18 protein-coding genes are annotated in these 18,593 nt (G+C 61.0%); 7 read left to right on the top strand and 11 right to left on the bottom strand.

Going from position 1 to position 18,593, the window contains the following annotated elements; genetic code table 11:
- Positions 1-10 precede the first annotated feature (10 nt).
- Positions 11-910, top strand: a complete 900-nt coding sequence (locus ACM5SV_RS29370) for a metal ABC transporter solute-binding protein, Zn/Mn family (RefSeq protein WP_419425464.1) — start codon at positions 11-13, stop codon at positions 908-910.
- A 112-nt stretch (positions 911-1,022) separates the two neighbouring features.
- Here ACM5SV_RS29370 and ACM5SV_RS29365 read toward each other — a convergent pair whose 3' ends face one another.
- The 4 genes from ACM5SV_RS29365 to ACM5SV_RS29350 all read right to left on the bottom strand — a co-directional run bounded on the left by ACM5SV_RS29365 (position 1,023) and on the right by ACM5SV_RS29350 (position 3,184).
- Positions 1,023-1,607, bottom strand: coding sequence for a cation transporter (locus ACM5SV_RS29365; RefSeq protein ID WP_012756351.1), 585 nt, complete (start codon positions 1,605-1,607; stop codon positions 1,023-1,025).
- A gap of 77 nt (positions 1,608-1,684) precedes the next feature.
- Positions 1,685-1,993 (bottom strand): Dabb family protein, encoded by a 309-nt coding sequence (locus tag ACM5SV_RS29360; RefSeq protein WP_222015562.1) that lies wholly within the window; start codon positions 1,991-1,993, stop codon positions 1,685-1,687.
- Positions 1,994-2,127: 134 nt separating this feature from the next.
- The gene (locus ACM5SV_RS29355; protein ID WP_032996248.1) at positions 2,128-2,553 is read right to left on the bottom strand and encodes a hypothetical protein; all 426 of its coding nucleotides are present in this window, start codon (positions 2,551-2,553) and stop codon (positions 2,128-2,130) included.
- A 142-nt stretch (positions 2,554-2,695) separates the two neighbouring features.
- Positions 2,696-3,184 carry a RidA family protein gene (locus ACM5SV_RS29350; protein ID WP_222015561.1) on the bottom strand — a complete coding sequence of 163 codons (489 nt, stop codon included), beginning with the start codon at positions 3,182-3,184 and terminating at the stop codon, positions 2,696-2,698.
- 195 nt (positions 3,185-3,379) lie between these two features.
- Between ACM5SV_RS29350 and ACM5SV_RS29345 the strand changes: the two genes are divergently transcribed.
- Positions 3,380-4,072, top strand: coding sequence for a TetR/AcrR family transcriptional regulator (locus ACM5SV_RS29345; protein ID WP_222015559.1), 693 nt, complete (start codon positions 3,380-3,382; stop codon positions 4,070-4,072).
- 85 nt (positions 4,073-4,157) lie between these two features.
- Here the strand turns inward: ACM5SV_RS29345 and ACM5SV_RS29340 are convergent, their stop codons facing one another.
- Positions 4,158-4,508 carry a DUF2200 domain-containing protein gene (locus ACM5SV_RS29340; RefSeq protein WP_222015557.1) on the bottom strand — a complete coding sequence of 117 codons (351 nt, stop codon included), beginning with the start codon at positions 4,506-4,508 and terminating at the stop codon, positions 4,158-4,160.
- A 412-nt stretch (positions 4,509-4,920) separates the two neighbouring features.
- Here ACM5SV_RS29340 and ACM5SV_RS29335 point away from each other — a divergent pair, with 412 nt between their 5' ends.
- The 4 genes from ACM5SV_RS29335 (at position 4,921) to ACM5SV_RS29320 (ending at position 8,545) form a co-directional block, all read left to right on the top strand.
- On the top strand, positions 4,921-5,592 hold the full coding sequence (locus ACM5SV_RS29335) for a DUF938 domain-containing protein (RefSeq protein WP_222015555.1): 672 nt from the start codon (positions 4,921-4,923) through the stop codon (positions 5,590-5,592).
- A gap of 311 nt (positions 5,593-5,903) precedes the next feature.
- Positions 5,904-7,013 carry a sulfite oxidase gene (locus ACM5SV_RS29330; RefSeq protein ID WP_260690233.1) on the top strand — a complete coding sequence of 370 codons (1,110 nt, stop codon included), beginning with the start codon at positions 5,904-5,906 and terminating at the stop codon, positions 7,011-7,013.
- A gap of 283 nt (positions 7,014-7,296) precedes the next feature.
- Positions 7,297-7,923: a class I SAM-dependent methyltransferase gene (locus ACM5SV_RS29325; RefSeq protein ID WP_222015671.1), complete on the top strand. Its 627-nt coding sequence runs from the start codon at positions 7,297-7,299 to the stop codon at positions 7,921-7,923.
- A 112-nt stretch (positions 7,924-8,035) separates the two neighbouring features.
- Positions 8,036-8,545, top strand: a complete 510-nt coding sequence (locus ACM5SV_RS29320) for a nucleoside kinase (RefSeq protein ID WP_012756360.1) — start codon at positions 8,036-8,038, stop codon at positions 8,543-8,545.
- Between the two features lie 25 nt (positions 8,546-8,570).
- Here the strand turns inward: ACM5SV_RS29320 and ACM5SV_RS29315 are convergent, their stop codons facing one another.
- Genes ACM5SV_RS29315 through thrC form a run of 4 tightly spaced genes read right to left on the bottom strand, consistent with a single transcriptional unit; the run spans position 8,571 to position 14,850 of the window.
- Positions 8,571-11,483: a sensor domain-containing phosphodiesterase gene (locus ACM5SV_RS29315; protein WP_017993188.1), complete on the bottom strand. Its 2,913-nt coding sequence runs from the start codon at positions 11,481-11,483 to the stop codon at positions 8,571-8,573.
- Complete coding sequence (locus ACM5SV_RS29310; RefSeq protein ID WP_012756362.1) at positions 11,480-12,094, bottom strand: GNAT family N-acetyltransferase; 615 nt, start codon at positions 12,092-12,094, stop codon at positions 11,480-11,482. Before ACM5SV_RS29310 ends, ACM5SV_RS29315 begins: the two co-directional genes overlap by 4 nt.
- A gap of 29 nt (positions 12,095-12,123) precedes the next feature.
- The gene (locus ACM5SV_RS29305; protein WP_012756363.1) at positions 12,124-13,422 is read right to left on the bottom strand and encodes a M16 family metallopeptidase; all 1,299 of its coding nucleotides are present in this window, start codon (positions 13,420-13,422) and stop codon (positions 12,124-12,126) included.
- A gap of 3 nt (positions 13,423-13,425) precedes the next feature.
- Positions 13,426-14,850: a threonine synthase gene (gene thrC, locus ACM5SV_RS29300; protein WP_222015553.1), complete on the bottom strand. Its 1,425-nt coding sequence runs from the start codon at positions 14,848-14,850 to the stop codon at positions 13,426-13,428.
- 287 nt (positions 14,851-15,137) lie between these two features.
- Between thrC and ACM5SV_RS29295 the strand changes: the two genes are divergently transcribed.
- Positions 15,138-15,785, top strand: a complete 648-nt coding sequence (locus ACM5SV_RS29295; protein ID WP_020486924.1) for a hypothetical protein — start codon at positions 15,138-15,140, stop codon at positions 15,783-15,785.
- A gap of 302 nt (positions 15,786-16,087) precedes the next feature.
- Here ACM5SV_RS29295 and ACM5SV_RS29290 read toward each other — a convergent pair whose 3' ends face one another.
- Positions 16,088-16,777: an HAD family hydrolase gene (locus ACM5SV_RS29290; protein ID WP_017993195.1), complete on the bottom strand. Its 690-nt coding sequence runs from the start codon at positions 16,775-16,777 to the stop codon at positions 16,088-16,090.
- A 356-nt stretch (positions 16,778-17,133) separates the two neighbouring features.
- Positions 17,134-18,543, bottom strand: a complete 1,410-nt coding sequence (locus ACM5SV_RS29285; protein WP_222015552.1) for a Dyp-type peroxidase — start codon at positions 18,541-18,543, stop codon at positions 17,134-17,136.
- Positions 18,544-18,593 lie beyond the last annotated feature (50 nt).

The following is an 18,593-nucleotide window of genomic DNA, read 5'->3' as shown; positions in this document are numbered from 1 at the left end:
GGAGACTTCGATGACACCGCACAGACTGCTTCTCTCCGCAGCAATCCCCGCTTTGATGGCGCTGTCGGCCGTGCCCGCTTCCGCCGAAACGCTGAAGGTGGTGGCGTCCTTCACCGTGCTTGCCGATGTCGTCAAACAGGTCGGCGGCGAGCACGTCAAGGTGACGAGCCTCGTCGGGCCGAACGGCGATCCCCACGAATTCGAGCCGTCGCCGGCCGATGCGAAGAATTTGAACGCGGCGCAGGTTACCTTCGTCAGCGGCGAGGGGCTCGAAGGCTGGATGGACCGGCTGATCACCGCCTCGGGCTACAAGGGAAAACCGGTCACCGTTTCCGAAGGCATCAACACCCGCACCATGGATGAGGACGGCGAAAAAATCACCGATCCGCATGTCTGGAACAGCCCCGTCAACGTCAAGATCTGGGTCGCCAATATCGAAAAGGCGCTGTCATCGGCCGATCCCGCTGACGCCGCCGCCTTCAAGGCCAATGCCGAGAAATACACCAAGACGCTGGATGAACTGAACGCCTACGCCCATGCGAAACTCGACAAGGTCGCCGACGATCGCCGCAAGGTGCTGACCAGCCATGACGCCTTCGGTTATTTCGGCCGCGAATATAACGTCAGCTTCCTGGCGCCGCTCGGTCTGTCCACCGAAAGCGAGGCCTCGGCCGCCGACGTCGCCAAGCTGATTGAGCAGATCAAGGGCGAGCATGTGAAGGCCTATTTCTTCGAGAATTCCAACGATCCGCGCCTCGTCAAGCAGGTCGCCAAGGCAACCGGGGCCGAGCCCGGCGGCGAGCTCTATGTCGAATCGCTGTCCGACGCCACGGGGCCGGCGCCGACCTATGAGAAGATGTTCAAATACAATGTCGACCAGCTCGCCGCCGCCATGGCGAAATCGAGCTGAGCTGGAGCAATTCCAGGCAAAGCGCGAAGCGGTTTTGCCGAGAAATGCGCAAAAACAAAAAGTCAGAGCGGTTCTGCGCTTCCATGAAAAGCTGAACCGCTCTAGCGAGCGATCAGGCTGCAGCCCGGTGCTCGTCACGGGCTGCGGTCCACACCTCGCGCGCCGCATCGGCATTGATGATCGCGATGCCGACTCCGACGATCAGATCGGGCCACGCCGACCTCCAGAAAAACGCGGTGATCAATCCGGCGCCGACGATGGCGATATTCGCGACCGCGTCGTTGCGGGCAGACAAGAAGGCCGCTTTCGTCAGGCTTCCACCGTCATGACGAAAGCGGGCGAGCAGCAATGCACAACTCAGATTGACGACGAGGGCGCCGAGGCCAGTCAAGGACAGCGCAAAGGGCTCCGGTGCGACGGGCACGGTGAACTTCTGCCAAGCGGTCCAGATCGTTGCGATTGCCGGTGCCAGCAGAATTGCAGCGAGCGCCATGCCTACGCGTGCCCGGGAGCGAGCCGACCAACCGAGCGCCATCAGGATCAGGAGATTGACCGAGGCGTCTTCGAGGAAATCGACCGAGTCCGCAAACAGTGAGACCGACCCGATCGAAAGGGCGACGGCGAACTCGACCCCGAAATAGCCGAGGTTTGCGAGCGCGACGGTCGTGACTGCGCGGCGGAGAGTGGAGCTATGCATGTCCCTTTCAGCCTTTTCGATAAACCCACCGCCATCGCCGAGGCTGATCCCGTTTTAGCGCGGCCGGCCAACAGCCCTCACAAATTGAGGTCGAAGACCAGGATGCCGGCAAGGCCTCCATCCGTCGACGAGACGATGCGCTCGCCCACGGTCACATGCTCGGGATGGATGAGGTAGGCATCCCGGGCCTCGGCGCTTTCAAAGGTCACGGCAAACCCGTCGACGAAGCCGCCATGCAGTCCCTCGGGCGAAACATTCGGCCCGTATTTGATATCCACTATGCCGGGAATGACCTGTTTCAGGGCGACGATCGCCGCAAACAGCGACTGCTTGTCTTCGCTCGTCACAGCGGTCTTCAGCCGCAGGAATACGCAGTGCAGGATCATCAGTGGTCCTCCCGATTTCTTTGGCCGATTTCTTTGGCCCGATTTTCTTTGGCTGGAGAATAGCGGCGAAAGCCGGGAGAGCAATGAGATTTATTTTCACGCAGGCGTTGCGCCGCAAGCCGTGAGCCGGCAGATTACATCTGGTCGGTCTTGACCATGGGCCGCTTGTAGATCTTCTGGACGAGATCGCTCGCCAGCGCGCGGGCTTCGTCTTTTTGGTCCGCCGTCATCGGCCGGCAGGTGTTCCGGGTGTTTGAACTGTCGAGCACCGTCGTAGAACCGGAATTGGCGATGACGAGATGCCAGCTGCAGGAGGCGACCTTGTCGATGGCGACGGCACCATGGCAACCGGTGGAGAGGCAGAAGGCAACAGTCACCTGCGCCCCGTGGTCGCCTTTATAGGCCAGCCCGACGGCTTTCTTGATATCCGTGACCCATCGCTCGCATTGCGCCTGTTTTGGCCCCGGCTGGCAGCTCTTGGTGACCGGAGTGATGTCGCCGGCCTGAAGCGGCGAGACGCAAAAAACACCCATCGAGAGGGCGAGCAGAAACTTGAGCATGGGATTTTCCTTGTGCAAGGAATGAGTGGCGCACATCGCAAGCCGTTGGTCAATGGCCATCAAAAAAAGGAAGATGGCGCGCCCAACAAAGGTTGGCGCGCCACCGGGAAAATCCGAAAATTGTGCAGATCCGACGCCGCCGCTAATCCAGAACGACGACGGCTTCGACCTCGAAGAGCATGGGGTCGATGGCAAGCTTGGGAACGGGAATCAGCGTCTGCGCCGGCAGTGCTTCGCCGAACATGTCCTTGACGTTGCTGGTCAGCACCTCGAGCTTGGACATGTCGTGATCGACCACGAAGACCGTCAGCTTGGCAACCTGATCCGGCTTTGCACCGAGCGCATCGAGGGCGGTGCGCAAATTCGCATAGGCCTGCTTCACCTGGACGGCGAAGTCGGGCGACAAGGCTCCCGTACTGTCCTGGCCGCCCTGTCCGGAGATATAGGCCAGCCGGGCTCCTCGGGGCACGATCACCGCCGTGCTGTAGCCATTCGGCGAGGGGTCGTAGAGGTTTTTCGGATTGACGATCGTTAGCTTGAGACCGTCCTCATTGGCTGTCGCCGCAGTGGGAACGCTGATGGTCATGATGATTATCCCTCCGATAATGAGATGCTTGATTGCGCGTGACATGATTTTCTCTCGGGCTTCTCAGGGCTGCGACCGACGGCTTCTTTCGGCCTGCAGGATGAAACTTTTTCGTCTCTATGATATGACTCGTACGGCGTACGATTAAATTGCATCGTACGCCGTACGAGTCAATCGGTCAGAATCGACATTCCCAGCATTGTCGGCTTAGATCGACGTCTGATGAGTAGAGGAAGACGGATGGCAGCCAAACGCAGCGGCGCTGAGAGCAAAGGGTCTGGGCGGAGAGGTACGCCGCCCCAGTCCGGGCCGCGCAGCGAACCGACTCTCTCGCTGGAACGGATCGTGGCGACTGCGGTGGATCTGCTGGACGCCGAGGGCGTCGATGGATTGAAGATGCGCCGGCTGGCCGATCGCCTCGGCGCGGGCGCGATGAGCCTCTATTGGCATGTCGACAACAAGGAGGAGGTCTTCGATCTGGCGCTGGATTCGGTGCTCGAATATCGCGGATCGCCTGATATCGTCGAGTCTCGAGACTGGCGCGGCGACGTCGTTCATATGCTCGAAGACTGGCGCGCCAGCATGCTGCGCCATCCCTGGTCGGCCTCGCTGCTGCCGCGCCGGGCGCTCGGCCCGAACATCCTTATTCGCCTGGAACTGCTGAGCAAGACCTTGTCCGGAGCCGGTGTCACTGATGCGGATTTGAACGTCGCGATCTGGTCGCTCTGGAACTATGTGATCGGCGCGACCATCACCCGGGCGAACTTCGACCTCTCGGACGAGGACAGAGCGGCCGCGCAGCAGCGCCTGACAGGTCTGAGCCAGCACTATCCGACGATCGAACGCTCTCGTCTGCTGCTGGATAATGATTGGGACGGCGCTTTCAGCAAGGGCCTCGACTTCCTGCTCGATGGTCTTGCTCCGCGCCAGTGAACATTCGTCATTCCCGAACGAGACGGTGCCGGATTCTGCGGGCGCGCCGTGGGTGATCCCGCACGGCCGTGACGCTGTTTCCCGGCTATTTCCGCAGGATTTTCTCCATCGCTTTCCCCTTGGCGAGTTCGTCGACCAATTTGTCCAGATAGCGGATTTCCCGCATCGTCGTTTCCTGGATGTCTTCCACGCGGACGCCGCAGATCACGCCGGTAATCGACGATCGCGAGGGATTCATCTGCGGCGCTTGCGCAAAGAAATCCTCGAAGTTGGTGTTCGCAGCCAATTGGTCGTCCAGGCTCTGCTGGCTATGCCCCGTCAGCCAACGGATGATGTCATCGACCTCCGTCTTCGTGCGCCCCTTCTTCTCTGCCTTGGCGACATAGTGGGGATAGACGCTCGCGACGCTGATGGAATAGATGCGATGCTTCGTCATCGAGTGCTCCTCAACGTTCCAGATGTTTTCCGGCTTGAGATAGCTGACTTCAGGTTCTCAACAAGTGGCCGATAATCGGTAAGCTTCCGCGGGCGCGAAGTAGATCAGTGCAAAGGCGTCATCTCTACAGCGCCGCGCGTCTTCGACCGGATTGCACCAACAACGGACATCGGCTCGGCTTGGGTAGACGACCGCTAGGGGGCCGAAAGCCGTCGGTCGGCTTCCGGGCTCCGATTTTCGAATGCAGACCTTGAGCCTGGCGGGCGCGTGATCTGACGCGAAGTGGACGTTCGGTCGCCCTCGGCCGAACGCACGCGCCGGCGACCCCCTTCGTAAGTCCGAAATCCTTGGTTTCTGTCCCATCATTTCAGCTATAAGGTGGGAGACATCGCCCAAAGGGGATTCAAGGCCAATGCCCCCAGAGAAGAAGGACCGTTCGCCTGTTGCGCTGGAACAGCGCGACATAAGCGCCGACCAGCGCATGTTCTCACCTTCCGTTGCGCGAAATTCGGCGCCGATCGTCGCGGTCCTAAAACGTGTCCTTCCAACACATGGCGCCGTGCTGGAGATTGGATGCGGGACCGGCGAGCACGCCGTGTGTTTTGCGGGAGCAATGCCCAACCTCACCTGGCAGCCGAGCGATCCGGACGCCGACGCCCGCACCAGCACGTCTAGCTGGATCAAATTCGCAGGGCTGAAGAATGTGCTGGCACCGCGGGATATTGATGTGTGCTCAGGACAATGGGGCGTCGAACAAACGGGGCATTTTGACGCCATCGTGTCGATCAATATGATCCATATCGCGCCGTGGGCGGCAAGCTTAGGATTGTTCGCAGGAGCTGGCCGTTTGCTTCACGCTGGTGGGCTTCTTCTTCTTTACGGCCCATTCATGCGCGACGGGGCACACAACGCCCCCTCGAACGCTGCTTTCGACGCGGCTCTAAAGGAGCGCAACCCATCCTGGGGGGTGCGTGATATCGCTGATCTTGAACAAGTGGGTGAGGCCGCTGGACTTAATCTCCGCGAGACGATCGAGATGCCTACCAACAATACGTTGCTGGTCTTCTCCAGCGGTAGCGCCTGAACGACAAGCGGGCGCGAAAGAGACGTGGGCCCATAGCAGCATTCGGGCCCTTTGCTGCTGTTCGAGGTCGATCCGAGGAACGTGCGGTATGTGCTAGAGCGGTTCAGCTGTTAACGGAAGCGCAGAACGGCTCTATCCTTTTGTTTTTACGCAATTCCGGACGGAAAACCGCTTCGCACTTTTCCTGGAATTGCTCTAGAATGCGGCCGAAGGTGGAACGCGACAGACGCACTGCGAGGGGCGGTGTGATCGAACCGGAATTCGCGCGACCGAGAGCCGACGTTGTGCTCTTGGAAGGGGAGACGAGGACTATGCCGACACCAGAGCAACCCAGTCTAATAGTTCGACAGAAATCCCCACAGAACATCGAGTTTCCGTTTGCGTCGCTCTCCGATTGGCTGATCCCAACCGAGCTGTTCTTCGTGCGAAACCATTTCGCGTCGCCGGACCTCGATGCGCGAGACTGGAGATTGCGCATTGACGGGGCGGTGGAGCGGCCGATCGAACTTGACCTCGGCAGCATCAAGGCGATGCGGAGCACGACTTTCACCGCCGTCGTCGAGTGTGCAGGGAACGGCCGCGTCTACTATGAGCCGCCGAAGGAGGGGTTGCAGTGGCAGAACGGAGCCGTCGGCAATGCCGCGTGGACAGGTGTTCTTCTGCGCGAGATTTTGGAAATGGCGGGCGTTAAGCGAACCGCATGTGAGGTTCTGCTCGTAGGCGCAGACAGCGGCGTCGTCGACGCGAACAAGAAAACGGCTTCTCCCGGCCCCATCGCTTTTGCGCGCAGTTTACCGCTTGAGAAGGCCATCGCTGACAGCACGATCCTTGCCTATTCGATGAACGAGGAGCCGTTGACGCGCGATCACGGCTACCCGCTGCGCGCGGTCGTGGGTGGCTGGTTTGGCATGGCTTGGGTCAAGTGGATCACGCATATCACGGTTGTGGAACAACCCTTCCTTGGCTACTGGCAGGCGCGCGACTATTTTCGTTGGGAGCGCAGCCTCGGGGAACCCAGGCTGGTCCCCCTCGCGGAGATGGAGGTCAAAGCGCAGATCGCGCGTCCCGTGCAGGGGGCGCGTCTCATCGCCGGCCAACCGTATCGGATTTTCGGAGCCGCCTGGAGCGGAGAGGCTGCTATCCGGCAGGTGCAAGTCTGCACCGGAGATGGCAGGGGCTGGCGCGAGGGAAGGCTCCTCGAAACAGAACGTCCCTTTGCATGGCGCTTGTGGGAGTACATGTGGACCCCTGAAGAAGTGGGGCGATATATACTGCGATGTCGCGCGATCGATGGGGCGGGGTGCGTGCAGCCCGAGCTCCAGCGTTCCGACTGCGAGAGCTACGCGGCCAATTGGATCGTTCCGGTGGAGGTTACGGTCGTTCCCGAGCCACAGACGTACGAGGAGGAATTCGTGATCTAATCACCCGCATGGGGCGGAATGGGGGCTTGGCGCAACTGCGACCCGCGTTGTCACTCCGTCATGTCCGCTTTGCAGCACAGCGACGGGTGGCTCGATGACCATGATGAGGGCGCATTGCCGCCCGGCAGCATTGGCTCGGTCGGTGGTGTCTCTGACCGCATTTCTGCTAAAGCTCGGAAGCAAATTGCCCGCGATGTCACCAACTGCCGAAGCGGGTGAAAGGCGCAACGGGCTGATGGGCCTCTCGCTCATCGACCTGTTGTCTAAAAGGAGGCGCGTGAGGATGAGCACCGACAGGGAGACTGTGCGGTCCTATGATACGGTCGCGGCGGAGTACGCTGCCGAGGCCGCGGCGATGCCCGAATGGGTCGCGACAGAGATCGATGCGTTCGTGACCGAGCTGGGCGGCTCGGGCAGGGTGCTGGAGATCGGAAGCGGTGGCGGGCGAGATGCACTTGAGCTTGAGAAGCGGGGAATGAGCGTCCGGCGCACCGACATTGCAAACGGTTTCGTCGAACTGCTTCGCGAAAGTGGCTTCGAAGCCGACCTGCTGGACCCGCTGACCGATGACTTGGCCGACCCGCAGCGTCCCGGCACGCCGTACGACGGGATCTGGGCCTGTGCCTGCCTGATTCATGTCGCGCGCGAGGATTTCGGCACGGTGCTTGGACGGCTTGCCGAGGCGACCCGGACCGGTGGCCGATTGCACGCCTCGGTAAGAGAGGGCGAAAGCCAGGATGTGTCCACACACGGCAGTGCTGCAGCGCCCCGGCGCTACGTCGAGACGTACTGGCGCGAGTCTGCCCTGCGGTCCGCACTCACAGACGCCGGCTGGATCGTCAGCGAGGTACGTCGGTGCGTCGGAAAGCCCCATGATCAGTGGCTGAGCGTTCGGGCGAGTCGGGCGTGACGCACATAGAACTTGCGGAAATGGCCAGTTGTGGCGCGACTATGAACTCTAGGTGGTCACCGCCAGGTAGAGTGTCTTTTCACCAGATCGAAGTCCATGATAAGCGGCGCCTATGGGAATCAAGAACTATCTGATCGAAGGCGGTTCCGGCACTGGAAAAACGTCAGTCGCTACCGAACTGGAGCGGCGGGGCTACCATGTCGTCCATGGTGACCGGGTCTTGGCCTATGTCGGCGACCCCGAGACGGGCCAGGCACTCGCAGGACCGCCCAAAGGCGCGGACCGCATCGTTTGGGGATACGCGCACTGGATCTGGCCTGTCGACAAGGTCCGGGCTATTGCTGCCGACACCACCTATCCTGCCACCTTCTTCTGTGGCGGCTCGCGCAATTTCCACAAATTCCTGGACCTTTTCGATAAGGTTTTCGTGCTCGACATCGACGTTGAGACGTTGAACGGACGATTAGATGGGCGGCCGAATGAGCCGGGCTTTGAGCCGGCCGAGCGGGCGCTGGTGCTCCGCTATCATCATACCCGGGAATATCTTCCCATCGGCATCAATATCGACACGACGGGTACTGTCCCAAGTGTCGTCGACGATATCCTCGCTCAACTCACCTGACGACCGATGAGGCCGGCCGCTCCGCTCAGGCCCGTTTCGTCAGCGGAAAGCGGTCGCGCAGCAGCCGCAGCACCGATTCCGAAGGGATTGGCGGGCCGAAAAGGTAGCTCTGGCCGTAGTTGCAGCCCATCTTGGCAAGCTCGATCGCATCCTCGTTGGATTCGATCCCCTCCGCCACCACCTTCATGTCGAGTTCGCGCGCCATTGATATCACCGACCGGAGCACGATCGCCTTCTTGTCGCTGCTGTCGCGCACCAAAGTCTTGTCGAGCTTGATCGTGTCGAAGGGGAAGCGGGTGAGATAGGCGAGCGACGAATAGCCAGTGCCGAAATCGTCGAGCGCCAGTCCGATGCCGGCTTCCTTCAGCTTCTGCAGCACCAGCCGGGCCTGTTCCGGATTTTCCATCACCATGGATTCCGTCAGTTCGAGCTTGAGGCGCGAGGGCTGGCAATGCGTCTTGGCGAGAACCGAACGCACGTCGTCATAGAGCTCGTTATTGAGCAACTGCACGCTCGACAGATTGATCGAGACGAAGATCGGCAATTCGCCGGTCTGGTGCTGCCAGCTCATCAGATCGTTGGTCGCCTGTTCCAGTGCGAACATGCCGAGCGGGCCGATAAGATCGGAGGCCTCGGCGATCGGGATGAATTCGGACGGCGGGATATTGCCGCGTTTGGGATGTTCCCAGCGCATCAGCGCCTCGAAACCGGCGACCTCGACATCTTCCAGCCTTGCGATCGGCTGGTAGACCATCGACAATTCTTTGCGCTCGATGGCGCGGCGCAGATCCGTTTCGAGCTGCAGCCGGTCGGTGCCGAAGTCGCGGAAGGCCGGCTGGAACGGCTCGACACGGTTGCCGCCGGCTCGTTTTGCCCGGTACATCGCAAGCTCGGCGTCGCTGAGCAGGCCGGTGGCGCTCTCCTGCCGGTCGACCCAGGAGGCAAGCCCGACCGAGGCGGTCAGGATGATCTCGCGATTGGCGAAGTTGATCGGTACCATTATCGCCTTGCTGATCGCATCGGCAAAATCGGCGACCTTGGCCGGATTGTGCTCGGAAACCAGGATCAGGCCGAACTGGTCGCCGGCAAGCCGCGCCAGCGTGTCCTGCGGTTTCAAGAGGCGGCGTAGCCGCCGCGTCAGCGCGATGAGGATGTTGTCGCCGGCGGCAACGCCGAGCGAATCATTGACCAGCTTGTAGCGGTCGATATCGATCACCATCACCGTCGGCCGCAGCGTGTCGCCGCCCGGCGCCAGTGCCAACACCGACTGCAACCGGTCGAGGAAGACCTGCCGGTTCGGCAGGCCGGTCAGATTGTCGTGCAGCGCATCGTGCAGCAGCCGCTCGACGGAATTCTTCTGTTCGGTCACGTCGACGATCGTGCCGACGCAGCGGATGATTTCGCCGTTCGAGCCGAGCACCGGCCGGGCGCGGATCAGCAGCCAGTGGAAATGCCCGTCCTCGGCGCGAATGCGGAATTCGTGGTTCAGCCGCCCGCGGCGGTGTTCGAGCAGCACGTCGAGCGTAGCGCGGAAGCGGTCGCGGTCGTCGGGGTGCAGCCGCGGCAGCCAGTTGCGCGCCGCGCCATGCATGGCGCCGGGCGACAGGCCGAGCTTGATCGAGACGTCGGGAATGGTGACGACGCGGTCGCGCGCCACGTCCCAATCCCAGACCATGTCGCCGGAGCCGGTCAGCGCCAGCGATTGCCGCTCGAGATCGGAAAACAGCCCCTGCTGGAAGGCGCCGCCGGCAAAAGCATGCTGCATGACAGTGAAGCCGATCAACAGCACTATCAGCACCAGGCCGCCGCCGAGTGCTGGCTGGATGATGTCGTTGTCGAGCCGTCCGGTGACCGTCAGCCACGCCCCGAACAGCCAGACGAGGATCAGCGCCCAGGCCGGCACCAAAAGGATGGCGCGGTCGTAGCGGTTGAAGCCGAGATAGATGATCAGCAGCAACCCCATCGTCGCCGTCAGCGCGAAGGAAAGCCTGGCAATGCCGGCGGCAATCGACGGATCGTAGATCGCCACGCCGAAGAGCAGGGCAAGGCCGAGCACCCAGGCAAGCGTGGCGTAACCCAGATGCGCATGCCAGCGGTTGAGGTTGAGATAGGTGAAGAGGAAGATGACGAAACTCGACGCCAGCGCCACCTCGGCGCAGGCGCGCCATATTCGCTGGTCGGCCGAGGCGACGCTGATCAGCTTGCCGAGAAAACCGAAATCGACGCAGATATAGCCGAGCACCGCCCAGGCAAGTGCTGCCGTCGCCGGCAGCATCGAGGTGCCCTTGACGACGAAGAGGATGGTCAGGAACACGGCAAGCAGGCCGGCAATGCCGAGCACGATGCCGCGATAGAGCGTGAAGGCGTTGATCGTGTCCTTGTAGGCGTTCGGTTCCCAGAGATAGATCTGCGGCAGTTCCGGCGTCGACAGTTCGGCGACGAAGGTGATGACGGCGCCGGGGTTCAGCGTGATGCGGAAGACGTCGGCCTCGTCGCTCGGCTGCCGGTCGAGCGCGAAGCCTTCGCTCGGCGTAATCGCGCTGATGCGCTGCGAGCCGAGATCCGGCCAGAACAGCTTGGAATTGACCAGACGGAAATGCGGCGCGACGATGACGCGCTCGAGCTGTTCTTCCGAGACATTGGCAAGCGCAAATACCGCCCAGTCGCCCTGATGGTTCTCCGAGCTTGCCCTGACCTCGATGCGGCGGCGGATGCCGTCGGCGCCGGCCGCCGTCGAAACCTGGAAGGCTTCGCCCTGGTTGGCGTAGATCTCCGTCGTTGCCGTCAGGTCGAGCGCGGTATCGTCACGGGAAATTTTTACCGGTTCGGCCGCCTGGGCAACACCCGCCACGAAGGCGAAGGCCGCCAGGAAAAGGGCTGCGATCACCGCGATCACTCGTCCGGACGGTGACTTGGGCAGCATGCGGTCTCTTGTCATCGGCTGTCGGTTATCCTGCCTTTATCCGTATCAGTGGCGAGACGTGAAAACATCACATGGTCATGCCACTGACCGTTGATCTTCAAATATCCGCGCAGATAGCCTTCCTGTTGAAACCCGGCTTTTTCAAGCAGACGGATGCTGCGCGCGTTATCTGGAATACAGGCTGCTTCGATACGGTGCAACTCAAGCCCGGCGAAGATGTAAGGAATAACCAATTGAAGGGCGGCGAACATATGCCCCTGGCCGGCGTGGCGTTCGCCCATCCAGTAGCCGATCATGCAGCTTTGTGCCGCACCCCTTCTGATGTAGCCGATGGTGACGCCGCCGACGAGCGTCATGTCACCTTTCAGGAAAATGAACAGCGGCACCGCCTGGCCCGAGGCGTATTCCTGCTTGCCGCGGACGACACGGGCGCGGTAGGCGCCCTCCGTCAACTCGTCGCGCCGCCAGGTCGGCTCCCAGGGTTCGAGGAACTTGCGGCTTTCGGCGCGCAGCCGGTGCCACTGGTTGAAATCCTGGTAGCGCGGCAGGCGCAGGAAATACCTGTCGTTCTCCAGCTCCACCGCTTCCGGCTGCCGCTGCAGGAACCGAAAAACCGATTTTGGCATCGATCACTCCCGGCAGGACGAACGTCGGCTCAGCGGCTTGCCTGCAGCGTCTTCGACGCCGGGACCGAAAGCGAGGCGGTGATATCTTCCATCGGTGCGAGCTGGTCCAATGGCCCGATCGCCGAAAGCGTCGGCACCGTGTCATAAAACAGCCGGCCGGCAAGGTCGGTCAGCCGCTCGACGGTGATGCCTTCCAGCCGCTCCATCATCTCCGGATTGGAGATCGGCCGGCCGTAGAGCATCATCTGCCTGGCGATCTGGCCGGCCCGGGCAGCCGGGCTTTCCGCACCCATCAGCAGCTGGGCGCGGATCTGGGCGCGGGCGCGCTCGATTTCCTTCTGGTGGATCGCATCGGCTGACTTGTGCAGCTCATCGATGATGACGGGCACCAGCTCCGGCAGGTTTTCGCCGCCGGTTGCGGCATGAATGCCGAAGATGCCGGTGTCGGAAAAACCCCAGTGGAAGGCATAGACCGAATAACAGAGGCCGCGGAACTCGCGCACCTCCTGGAAGAGCCTGGAGGACATGCCGCCGCCAAGGATATTGGCGAGGATCTGCGAGCAGTAGAAATCGCGGGCGTGGTAGGGCTTGCCTTCGAAACCGAGCAGGATCTGCGCGTCCATCAGGTCGCGCGGTTCGCGCACGCTGCCGCCGATATAACGCGCCGGTTCCATGACGGGCGGCGCCGAAGGGGCCGTCGGCAGGTTGGCGAAACGATCCTCGACCATGCGCAGGAATTCTTCATGCTCGACGGCGCCGGTGGCGACCACGAACATCCGGTCGGTCGTGTAGTTGCGGCTGAGATAGCCACGGATCTGCTGCGGCGTGAAGGAGACGACGGTCTCCGGCGTGCCGAGGATCGCCCGGCCAAGCGTCTGGTCGCGATAGGCGACCTCGGAGAACCGGTCGAACACCACGTCGTCGGGCGTGTCGTTGGCGGCGTTGATCTCCTGCAGGATCACCTGCTTCTCGCGCTCCAGCTCCTCTTCCTCGAAGGCCGATTCCGTCAGGATGTCGGCGAGGATATCGACGGCGAGCGGCACGTAGTCCTTGAGCACGCGGGCATAATAGGAGGTCGTCTCGGTCGAGGTCGCGGCATTGACTTCGCCGCCGACATCCTCGATCTCCTCGGCAATCTGGCGGGCCGTGCGGCGCGCCGTGCCCTTGAAGGCCATGTGTTCGAGCAGGTGAGCGATGCCGTGCTCGTTGTCCGTCTCGTTACGCGATCCCGATTTGATCCAGACTCCGAGCGCAACGCTTTCAAGATGCGGCATGGTCTCTGTGACTACTGTCAGCCCGGATTTTAGCCGGGTGCACTCAACTGTCATTGGCTATCTTTCTGCGCCTGCTGTCGTCTCGCCGCGGGCATGCTTGCCGATAAAAGTCTCAACGGCTTTCAGCTCCGGTTTGATGATCTGGAAACGCTCCTCCCTGTGCATCAGATCAGCAAGCCACGTCGGAAGCGCCGGGTCAATACCGCAGGCGGATTTTACAGCGGCGGGGAATTTCGCCGGATGCGCGGTCGAAAGCGTCACCATCGGCGTATTCGGCTTTTCTTTCTTGGCAGCGACGAAGACGCCGATCGCCGAATGCGGATCCAGCAGATAGCCGGTCTCGGCATGGGTCTTGCGAATCGTTTCGGCCACCTGCTTCTCGCTGGCACGCCCGGCGCGGAAGTCACGGCGGATCGCCTTCAGCGCTTGGCTGCCGATCTCGAAGCCGTTGGATTGCTTGAGGCTTTCCATCGCCGCGCGCACCTTCGAGGCGTCGCGGTCATAGGCTTCGAAGAGCAGCCGTTCGAAGTTCGACGAGATCTGGATGTCCATCGACGGCGAACTCGTCGCCTTGACCGCCTTCATGTCGTAGCGGCCGGTCTTCAGCGCCCGCGCCAGGATGTCGTTCTCGTTGGTGGCGATCACCAGCCGGTCGATCGGCAGGCCCATGCGCTTGGCGCAGTAGCCGGCGAAGATATCGCCGAAATTGCCGGTCGGCACCGTGAACGAGATCTTCCGGTCCGGCCCGCCGAGCGCGACCGATGCCGTGAAATAATAGACGATCTGGGCCATGATGCGCGCCCAGTTGATCGAGTTGACGCCTGATAGCCGGACCCTGTCGCGGAAGGCCACGTCGTTGAACATTGCTTTCACGAGGTTCTGGCAATCGTCGAAATTGCCCTCGACGGCAAGCGCATGCACGTTCGGTGACGACGAGGTCGTCATCTGCCGCTGCTGCACGGGCGAGACTTTGCCGTGCGGGAAGAGGATGAAGATATCGGTGCGCTCGCGGCCGGCAAAGGCGTCGATCGCAGCCCCGCCGGTGTCGCCCGAGGTAGCGCCGACGATCGTCGCCCGCTCGCCGCGTTTTTCCAGCGCATAGTCCATCAGCCGGGCGAGCAACTGCATCGCCACGTCCTTGAAGGCGAGCGTCGTGCCGTGGAAAAGCTCCATGACGAAGCTGTTCGGCCCGGTCTGGACGAGCGGCGCGATCGCCGGGTGGCGGAAGGTGCCGTAGGCCTCGTCGATCATCGCCCGGAACGTGTCGTCGGGGATCTCGCCATTGGTGAAGGGCGACAGGATGGTGAAGGCGATCTCCTGATAGGTCTTGCCCCTGAGCGCCCGGATCTCCTTCTTGGAAAAGCTCGGCCATTTGCGCGGAACATAGAGCCCGCCATCGCGCGCCAGCCCGGTCAAAAGGGCGTCGCAAAAGCCGAGGGAAGGGGCCTCGCCGCGGGTCGAGATATAATCCACGTTCGTCATCCTTGATCTATCGCTGGAGGAAATCCGGCCGGGCGCCGCCATGGCCGCTCTGCCGGAAATCTGGGCTGGAAATCGGGCCGGAAATCGAAAAGGCGCCGCCTTGCGGGCAGGGCTTTGCTCGTATGCTTTTGAAGTTGCCCGCATCCGGCGTCGAAAAGTGCATCAAAACGGCGCTTACCCAATCGATTTTTGTTTGCGCCGCTGATATAGACCATCGCAAACCGTCATGAAAGGCCCTGCTGAAAAGACATGGGGCCTCCAAGAAACGCTTGTACAAGGGATGGAATATGGTGCTCGGCAAGGTCTCGCGTCTCATCGTCTCCGCATCTTTTCTTGCCCTGCTTACTGGTTGCAACTCGCTCGGCATAGGCGGCGACAGCAAGTCGTCGGCGCCGCCGACGCAGCCGAACGGCACCGCCCAGATCATGCCGCTGGCGCCCGCCAACCCGTCCTCGAACAATCCTTCGATCGGCACCGCCACGACGGCGCAGGGCACGGTCGCCCCCGTCGTCCAGGGCGCCTGCCCACAGATCTTCATGCGTGACCAGGACGCGATCTTCCGCACCTATGCCAAGGGCAAGAAGGACGATCCGCAGCAGATCGTCTACCAGGCCTCCTTCGGCGATTACACTCGCCAGTGCACGCTGAACGACTCGAACCTGACGATGACCATCGTCGCCCAGCTGCGCCTGATCACCGGCCCGGCCGGCACGCCAGGCCCGCTGACGCTGCCGATCCGCATCTCCGTCGTCGACGGCGAGACGGTGCTCTATTCCGAAGTCACCAAGTTCCCGACCGAGATCCCGGCGGGTGCTCCGGGCACGCAGGTGATCTTCCGCAAGGACGGCATCAAGATGCCGGTCGGCTCCGGCGCCCTGGTGCGCGTCAATATCGGCTTCGACACCCTGCCGGCAAAGACCAAGAAGAGCAGCTAAGCAATTCCAGCGGCTGCTTCCGAGATACGGATGCACGACCTCCCTCATTCCTGTGCTCGTCACAGGAATCCAGCCACGGCGCGTCTGCGCTGTGAATGACTCTCATCGACGAAGCCTTTCTCTCGCGCCCAAGGACTTGGGCGCACTGGATCCCTGTGACGAGCACAGGGATGAGGAAGGAGAGGGCGTACTCGCCTGACACAGCATTCCGGCTTGATCTCGGCCATTCTATGGGCTCGGCAGAGTCAAGGCGTGGTGTCAGTCCACAGCTCCGCGGTGTCGGGCTTAAGGCCTGAGGCGCCTCAGAGAACGTTGTCCCAGGCCGCCAGTGCGGCGACGACGCCTGGCAGGTCGTTCATGCGCGAGATTGCCGTTTCGGCGCCGGCATCCGTCAATTTGTCGGCATGGGCGGGATAGCTGTGCGAGGCGCCGGTGAAGCCGATGACGCGCATGCCGGCGGCGCGTGCCGCATGCACGCCGTGGACGGAGTCCTCGACCACAATAACCTTGTCCGGCGAAACACCCATCTGGCTTGCGCCATGCAGGAAGATGTCGGGCTTCGGCTTGGCGCGGTCCGGGCCGAGATCCTTGGCGGAGAAAATGTTCGGGGCAAACAGCGGCTTCAGGCCCACCTTGGTCAGCATCATGTCGAGCCGCTTGGTGCTCGAATTGGAGCAGATGCAGCGCTTGATCGGCAGCCTGGAGAGGGCGAATTCGACGCCCGGAATGGCCTGGACGTCCTCTGCCAACCTGAGGTCGAGCATATGCTCCGATTTATCGAGCAGCGAGGCCGAAAACGGGATGCTCGCCTCACGCTCGATCTGCAGCAGGATGTTGCGCCATGTCATGCCGGCGAAGCGCTCGCCCATTTCTTCGACGCCGATCGGATATCCGGCCTCTGTCAAAAGCACGGATTCGACTTCCGCCGCGATGATTTCCGAATCGACGAGAACGCCGTCGCAGTCGAAGATGATGAGGTCGAAGCCGTCCATATGTTCACGCCTTGCTGAAAGTCTGGGCTGGAAGTCGGGGTCTTGTCCGGGAATGCTGCGGCTTTACACGATGCCCGGCCAAAGCTCAACCTGATCTCAAGCATGGCAGCGATGCGGCATGCGACGGGCTCCGTCGTCGCAGTCGGATCGGCGGCGTTGGCCGCAGTCATTCCGGCCTAGACAAGCAGGAACTCGCTCGCCACCGAAGGCGCATGGGGAGGGAACCGGAGGCACAATCGAAGCCGCATCAGCCGAATGCTCGCCGGGCGCATCGTGCGCGGCGCTATAAAATGAGAGCGCCTGGAGATGACGATGGAATGACGTCGGCAGGATTGCCCGCCGACGTCATGGCAAGTTTAAAGCGAGCTCAGAAACGCGAGGGACGGCATAAAGAAATATTCGCCTCCCTTCATCTTCACCGCTTGAGGAACTGTTGCAACGGTTTTGAGGGAGCTGGGATCACCCCAGATGGCAGCTCCTTCCATATCTGGTCGCGCAGCATCTTGTTTTGTTTGACCGATGACCGGATCGACCCCAGGCGGTGGAAAGCCAGTTGGAACGGCTGGGAAACCGGGATTGTTGGCCCAATTTTTCTGCGTGAATTCGAACTGATTGCCTATGTCACTGTTGAACGCCATGAACAACAGACCGACGTATTTACTCGGCTTGTTGGCGATCTTGCCATCGTTCGGATTATCTGTTCGCACGCCATAGGTCTGGCCGCGTCGGGCCATGAGGTGCTTGCGCTCGCCAGCACTGTTTTCGAACCCGCCCGACCCTCGCGGATTGGTTTTCCGGATATGCCCTGAAAAGGGACACTTCGCGCCGCTCTTGTCGCTGAAGTAGTTGAAGTTGTTCGGGACGGGTGACTCAACTCCGTCTTCTGACTGCATCGTGACCGGCGTTCCGTCCTCAAAGCGCCCGACGACCATGGCGCCGGCCCTTTCGTCATCAGATCCGAATAAGCGATCTGCAAGTTTCTGCTCCTGCCTTTTGAAGCGGCGGACGTTTTGTTCCAGCTTCCGGTATACGAAGTAACTTCCGAAGTGAACGGCCGGATCGGGCGCTGCGGGATCAGGAACAATAACCTGTTCTAATGGGAAAGCCGGATCCCAGTTCGCAATCCCATCTGTCGCGTTTTCTTCCGCGTCGATGTCTTCCAGCAGAAACAGCGGCTGGCTGCGCCCATCGACATAGCCAAAGTGTTCGATACCTTCTTCATTGTCATTGTGAAGGCCCAGGCCATCTTGCGTCCCTACGATTGTTACTCCTTGCGAGGTTTGGATCAAGTTTACCACCTGATCATGAGCAGTGACCTTGGTGTCATTGAGCATATCTCCCACCAAAACGACCGCATGGATGGGATTGCGAAAATAAGAATCCCACCTGCTGACATCGGGGTCATTCAAATCGGATTTTTGCATACCCGCGCGGAATATCGGATCGCTCGGTCTTTGGGCGATTTGGAGGGCTTGATAGCCCGCGTCAGTAAGGCCAAGCCCAATGTACGGCGTTCCCGGCGTCGAAGGTTTGGCTTTGAATGCTTCAATTTCCATTAAATGTTGCTTTGCCGATTTCATCAGCGTCGTGGAAATCGCCCGAAGGAAGCTTTTCGCAGCCTCCTTATCGTCAAACCGCAGAAAAAACAGAGTCAAAAACTCGCGAACATGCGCCTTGATGATGTTCGGCTGAAGATTGTTAAGCATAGTGCTGTCATCAGTCGATAGATTTTTCCATGAGATTGGAGAGTTTAACGTGACGGACATCTTGCATTCCTCCGTTAATGACGTCGTCATTAAACAACAGGTAGCATATT

The sequence above is a fragment of the Rhizobium sp. CRRU65 genome (assembly GCF_048551595.1).
Lineage (GTDB): Bacteria > Pseudomonadota > Alphaproteobacteria > Rhizobiales > Rhizobiaceae > Rhizobium > Rhizobium leguminosarum_J.
The sequence above is the reverse complement of the archived record's forward strand: the minus strand, read 5'-3'. Positions and strand labels throughout refer to the sequence as shown.